We start from the raw sequence: 5,593 nt of genomic DNA on the forward strand, positions 1-5,593 counted from the left end.
CTGGCCCAGCTGCAAGACCAGGGCGTCAACAAGGACGAGCACTCCGCCCTGGCCAAATCCGTCGTCACCACAAAAATGCGTGACACCGTGGCCCGAGCCCGGGAAGTCCTCGGCGGCAACGGAATCCTGCTCGGCCACAACGTGGCCCGCTACTTCGCCGACGCCGAAGCGCTCTACTCCTACGAAGGCACCCGAGAGATCAACCAACTCATCGTCGGCCGTGCCATCACCGGCATGGGAGCCTTCGTCTGACACGATGGCCACCGCCCGATGCAAGGCCTTCGAAACGTCCAAGACCGCCAGAATTGGGCGAGTCACGTCCAGCCCGCTCAGCCTGAGCACCGACCGGTCCAAACCGACACCGACACCGACACGGCCATCGACCGGGTTGGTCGACAAACAGCTCGCACAGTCAATGTGCGAGCTGCTCGGGCCCACTGCTTGGCGAGCAGATCCATCACCGCAGCGCGAAGCCCAGCGTCGAGGAGCGCACGCCGCGGATCGGACGTGACCGCCGAACGCGGTCAGTCGCGAGCCAGCGGATACTCACCTCCTCGCCCGCCGTGTTTCGGACAGCGTGCCTAGGGCGCCACCGTGTCTCTGTCTGTCGATTGATTCCGACCATCCGGCACGCCTCGCTATTGCTCACGTCCCGAGCGATCAAACGAGCGAACCTGTCCCGCTTTCTCGTTGACCCGCCGCCCCTGGGCAGACTTCCTTTGGCACCACCGCGCCAGGATAGAACCAGCCGTCACCACGGGCGAGCTCGGGCGAGGACACCTCGCGCACTTCGTTAGTGGTGACCTCGAGGATGACGGTGCCCGGAAAGGCGGCATCACCAATCCGGATGCGACGGCGGATCCGAATGCAGCACGATGGGCCGGAATGTGAAGGGAGCCAGGATGGGTGAACGGGTGCCGTCGAACGACCGGTCCCGGGACCCGGGATCCCAGTCAGCCACAGCCGGTGACCTGATCGAACGGGTGGCACGAGGCGACCAGGCTGCTTTCGCCGGACTCTACGACCAGTTCGCGGGCAGTGTGCTCGGCGTGATCACCCGGGTAGTACGCAATCCCGCCTATGCCGAGGAAGTTTCCCAAGAGGTTATGCTCGAAGCGTGGCAGAAAGCGCCGCGCTACGCGGTGGCCAGGGGCAGCGTGCAGAGCTGGGTGTTGACCATCGCGCACCGTCGCGCGGTCGACCGGGTTCGTTCCGAACAGGCCGCACAGGAACGCGACCAGCGCGAGCACGTCCTGGCAGAACAGCCCTTCGACGAGGTCACCGAAGCGATCGTGAACAGGCTCGAGCGGGAACGAGTGCAGCACTGCCTTTCCAGCCTGACCGAACTGCAGCGGGAATCGGTGACGATGGCCTACTACTCCGGCCATACATACCGGGAGGTCGCCGAACTGCTCCACACACCGCTGGGCACCGTGAAGACTCGTCTGCGGGACGGGCTCATTCGGCTGCGTGACTGTCTGGGGGTGGGCCGGTGAACCCGGACGTACATACCTTGACCGGTGCCTACGCGCTCGACGCGTTGACCGAGACCGAACGTGTGGAGTTCGAACGGCACCTGCGGGAGTGCCCGGATTGTGTGCGTGAGGTGCACGAGTTCCAGGAGACCGCGGCCCGGTTCGCCGCCGCGGCCGCCGTCCTTCCGCCGGAAGAGCTGCGGGAACGGGTTCTCACCGAGATCGCGCGCACCCGCCAGCTGAGCCCGAACGAGACGGCCCAGCCCGGCGCCTCGGCATCCCGGCGGCGCTGGCCGTTGCGGGCGGCCGCCCTGGTCACCGCCGCTGCGGTGATTGCGGCGGTGGTGCTCGGTGTCGAACTGGCGGGCAAGAACGGTGAGCTCGACGGTACTCAGCGGCAGCTGGCTTCCATCAGTTCGGTGCTGCGCGCACCGGATGCGGCCGCATCCAAGGGAAGCGCGGCTGATGGCGGATCCGCTATGGCCATCGTCTCGCCGAGCGAGCACCGCGCGGTGCTGATGGTGTCCGGGATGCCTCGGGTGCCGGACGACCGCGTGTACCAGTTGTGGTTCATGGGTCGGGACGGGGCGCACCCGGCCGGGCTGCTGCACCGGGACACCGAGGGCAGACTGGCGCCGGTCGTCACCGACACCGTGCCCGGCGCCTCGCAGGTCGGACTGACGGTCGAACCGGCAGGCGGATCGCCCCAACCGACAAACGTCCCGTTGATGGGCTTCCGGCTAGCCTGAACCAGCAAAAGCTGGTGCCCCAGGAGTGTGGTTCGGCCGCGCTATGGCCTCGCTGTTGAGTGGTCCCCACGCGGCGTCACCGGTAGGCGGCGGTGCAGCCAGTACTGCAACGGGTCGGCCGATGCCCGGCCTACGACACGGACACCGACCGACGATCCGGAGATTGCCGCGCCAATCAGGCGGCATTGTTGCCGCTGGTGGTGATGTCTCCGTTGACTCCGGAGGGGAAGAAGCCACCGGAGCTGGCTTGTTTTGGAGTGAGGTAGACGATGTTGAGCACATTGGGTGCGGTGCGGGTGTAGGCGACGCCGTTGTTGTCGGTGGGCACGATGTTGGCTTGGTGGTCGCCGTCGACGATGCCTTGATCGTCATCGGTGGACCCGTCGAGGCTGTCGCGAGCATCGGAGAACTTACCCGCGGCCGCGCGTAGGTCGCGGCCGAACAAGCCGGTTCCGAGCAAGCCGGTGCGGGTTTCGTACAGCGAGGTGCGAACGTTCGCGGCGTGGTAGGCCTCGGTGGCCAGGATACCGGCAGCGGCTTCGAGGTAGGTCTTGTTTTCGATCAGCGGCGCAGCCCCCTTGTAGGCGGTGACACCCACGTCTTCGAACAGGAACGCAGCGAGCAGGAAGTTCTCCTCGCAGGCGAACGCGTCGAAGACATACCCCTTTGCCACGATACCGGCGGCCTGCGCGGCCGCGGTAAAACTGTGTTGCAGGTCGATGGCCGGTTGTGCGACCGCGGCCGAACCCAGCGCGCTGCGCAAAAACTTCACGTGAGCTTGTTCGTCGCCAGCGATTTCGCTGGCGAAGGAACGCAGCTTGCGACTGTGGAACGGCACCGCGCGCCCGCCGGTGGACACCGCCCTACCTCCCGGTGCCACCGGTCATGGATGCCGGTAACCCGTCACCGGTGACCGCGTGCAGGTAGAACTGTGATTCGAGGTATTCGAGGTTCAAGGCGAAGTTCAACACCGAGGCATCCGAAAGCTGTGCGGCATCCTGGGCTATTTGGGCGGCATTCGCCGGTGCAACACCCAGCGCTCCGCTACCCAGGGCGGAGACACCGGCCACCCCCAGTCCGGCCAGACCGGCGCTGCGCAGAAAACGGCGTCGATCGGATTCGTGCTCCGCGCTGCGATTGATCATCGACGCGGCATACTTCTTACCGAACATCAGCGACCCTTCTTCCTGGACGTGTGCACATCTGCCCTTGTGAGGTGCAACTCACTCTTCATTCGGAGCCGTGTCGGCCGTGGATTGGCCAGCAACCCCGCGACGAACAGCCGGGTTCAATGAGTACAAGGGGTCTCCTCAAGAACACACAAAAGACGAAGGTTTATACCCGCTTCTTCGGGACACGAAACATCGTTTCCGCAGACTCACCATATTTTCTACCTCGCGGCCGCCAGCGCGGAATCGTTCGGATTTTTCCTGACCGAACGGCAATCCGCCCCGGGGGGCCGCTCCGGATTACGAGGTGCAAGCAGATAATAACGAGGAAGGACACCTTCTGATGCATAAGATGCTCAAGCGTACGATCGCCGCCGCGGCCGTGGCCGCTCCGATGACGATGGCACTGTCCGGACTGGCCTCGGCCGATACCTACGGGCAAACCAGCCAGCACGCCGGTGTTGACGGGGCGATGTCTAGCTCGCAGCAGGCCAGCACCGGTGGTCACGACAACGGTGGGGCCTCCTACGACCAAAACTGGCAGCAGGCCGGTCCGAATGGCGCAAACTCTGGCTCCGTGCACTCCAGCACAGGCGGCAGCGGCCACGGTGTCGGCAATGGTGGCGCCTCTTACAACCAGAACAGTCAACACGCGGGCCCGGACGGGGCTTCCAGCTCCGGAACCCACGCCTCCACTGGCGGATCCGGCGGCTCACACCACGGCGGCGGGCTGTTGAGCAGCCTGCTCTAAAACCGTTCGGCCCGGTCGGTCCGCGACCGACTACGTCGCCATGATCCCAGGCGACGTGACCGAAACATTGGAATGTCGTGTACACGGTACGCAGCATGGGATACGTGTTCGCCCCGGGAGAGCATGCACATCCCCGCAAGGGGGCTCTCACCGGGGCGACCTCGCCGGTGCGTTGGTAGGCGCGGCTCGCGGTGTCGGCACAGTGTCCGCTCGTGGCCGTGCTTACCCAAACGTTGCTGGCTGGGCGGGCCGCTACGCCTCGTTCGTGCGTATCAAGGGTATTGGTGGCTGTCTGGGAGATGCGTGTGTCCATCGCGGTGCCGGTTGTCGGCGAGGGCGGTATGCAGACGCTCCAGGGCTTCGTGGATTCGAGCATATGAGCACCCCCAAAGGAATGTTGAGCAAGCTGGCGACTTCGTTATGGCTGAAACCCTGGTAATAGATGAGGTCGACCGCCCTCCTGTCGGGTCGGAAACACCGCTTGCTGCACAGCTTCGGATCATGATGGCACGGACTTGTAAGATTCAGGCTCAGGTCGTGGTCGCGATCTTTTCGTTCTCGGGGGCCGATTCCACGTCTTTGTCGGTCGGCTTTCAGCGGATCAGGGCCAGCATCACCAGTCCGGAGAGCGCAACGATGGCCAGGAATGGCCACCAACGCCTCCGCTGGCACGAGGTCAAGCCCCTCCTGACGGTATCAGTCCGACGGTCGTCGGATGCAGCCGTTTCTCGCGCCGAGATCGCCGTATGGGGGTTCGACGCATGGAATGTCGCCGCATGGGGTACTCCCCGGTCATTACTCGGGACACAGGGAAGGAATTGACATGGCTTTGAATGACGATGACATCACCACCTCGGGCGCTGACGGCGGTGCCGAAGGTCCCGCTGATTCCGGCGCGGGCCAGGGCGTGCCCGGTCAGCACGATGGCGGAGCAGACGGCGGCGCCGACAGCGGTGCCGAGGGACCCGCTGATTCCGGCGCGGGCCAGGGCGTGCCCGGTCAGCACGATGGCGGAGCAGACGGCGGCGCCGACAGCGGTGCGCGCTGATCCAGACGGTGCCGCGGCCGGTACCGGACCGCGCGGAGCGGATGCTCCAGCAGGGGGCGGCTCCGGCTCAGGGATGCCGCGAGCGCTGGCGCGTGTGGTCGGCGTGGATACCACCGGGTTCGCGCAGTGGTATTGGGGTCGGGCGCCGCTACTGTGCCGGGCGGCCGACCCTGCTGCGTTCCGGGACGTGCTCGACCTCGACGGNATCGACGAGCTGCTGACCTGCCGCGGGCTTCGCAGCCCGTTTCTGCGCCTGGCTCGCGACGGCGCTGTCGTCGACTCGACCGTGTTCACCGGGCCGGGTGGTGTCGGAGCGGAGATCGGCGACCAGGTGTGTGCCGACCAGGTCGCCTCCCTGTTCAGCGAGGGCAACACGATCGTCTTGCAGGCGCTGCACCGCA

The 5,593-nt window shown here is 65.6% G+C and carries 5 protein-coding genes and 1 pseudogene; 5 read left to right on the forward strand and 1 reads right to left on the reverse strand.

The genetic code is table 11. The features are described 5' to 3' along the window. From A37U_RS47385 to A37U_RS0137560, 3 genes are all read left to right on the forward strand, one after another. On the forward strand, positions 1-252 hold a 252-nt coding region (locus tag A37U_RS47385; protein WP_040589919.1), incomplete at its 5' end, for an acyl-CoA dehydrogenase family protein. A gap of 650 nt (positions 253-902) precedes the next feature. Beyond that, the gene (gene sigK, locus A37U_RS0137555) at positions 903-1,496 is read left to right on the forward strand and encodes an ECF RNA polymerase sigma factor SigK (RefSeq protein WP_020501808.1); all 594 of its coding nucleotides are present in this window, start codon (positions 903-905) and stop codon (positions 1,494-1,496) included. Next, entirely contained in the window at positions 1,493-2,224 is a 732-nt protein-coding gene (locus A37U_RS0137560; protein ID WP_026198029.1) for an anti-sigma factor, read from the forward strand. The genes sigK and A37U_RS0137560 overlap by 4 nt, the downstream gene beginning before the upstream one ends. 175 nt (positions 2,225-2,399) lie before the next feature. On the opposite strand, the pseudogene A37U_RS47390 reads toward A37U_RS0137560, so the two are convergent. Then, positions 2,400-3,396 (reverse strand): annotated as a pseudogene (locus A37U_RS47390) (ferritin-like domain-containing protein). 340 nt (positions 3,397-3,736) lie between these two features. Here A37U_RS47390 and A37U_RS0137570 point away from each other — a divergent pair. Both A37U_RS0137570 and A37U_RS0137580 read left to right on the forward strand, forming a co-directional pair. Further along, on the forward strand, positions 3,737-4,144 hold the full coding sequence (locus A37U_RS0137570) for a hypothetical protein (protein WP_020501810.1): 408 nt from the start codon (positions 3,737-3,739) through the stop codon (positions 4,142-4,144). 823 nt (positions 4,145-4,967) lie between these two features. Next, positions 4,968-5,192, forward strand: a complete 225-nt coding sequence (locus tag A37U_RS0137580; protein ID WP_020501811.1) for a hypothetical protein — start codon at positions 4,968-4,970, stop codon at positions 5,190-5,192. Positions 5,193-5,593 lie beyond the last annotated feature (401 nt).

Origin of the sequence: Sciscionella marina DSM 45152, from assembly GCF_000379465.1 — a bacterium.
GTDB classification, from domain to species: domain Bacteria; phylum Actinomycetota; class Actinomycetes; order Mycobacteriales; family Pseudonocardiaceae; genus Sciscionella; species Sciscionella marina.

Excerpts from the sequence above, each read along its gene's own strand:
- sigK (WP_020501808.1), top strand. The coding sequence starts at position 903 with ATGGGTGAACGGGTGCCGTCGAACGACCGGTCCCGGGACCCGGGATCC.
- A37U_RS0137570 (WP_020501810.1), top strand. The coding sequence starts at position 3,737 with ATGCATAAGATGCTCAAGCGTACGATCGCCGCCGCGGCCGTGGCCGCT.
- A37U_RS0137580 (WP_020501811.1), top strand. The coding sequence starts at position 4,968 with ATGGCTTTGAATGACGATGACATCACCACCTCGGGCGCTGACGGCGGT.